This window comes from Bacillus cereus group sp. BfR-BA-01356, from assembly GCF_022663635.1.
GTDB classification, from domain to species: domain Bacteria; phylum Bacillota; class Bacilli; order Bacillales; family Bacillaceae_G; genus Bacillus_A; species Bacillus_A cereus.
Genome location: NZ_JAKUFX010000324.1, coordinates 1 through 223 on the forward strand (window position 1 = coordinate 1; position 223 = coordinate 223).

Genomic DNA, 223 nt, shown 5'->3' on the forward strand with positions numbered 1-223 from the left:
ATGAGGGTTCACGGCTGTAATAATTCCTACACTTTTCTCAACATACTCTTTTAAGCGATCTTCATTCGCTTCAATTCCTTTTAAGCAATTATCTGTAAAGGCACGGAAACCGTTATTCATAATGCTAATCGATTGCAGTAAGTTGAAAACAAGTACTGGTTCCATCACGTTTAATTCTAATTGTCCTGCTTCTGAAGCAAGGCAAATTGTATGATCATTACCT

General features: G+C 36.3%; 1 pseudogene. It reads right to left on the reverse strand.

The annotated features are described in order from the left end of the window. Nucleotides 1-223, reverse strand: a pseudogene (gene aspA, locus MR168_RS33230) (aspartate ammonia-lyase); the annotation flags it as partial.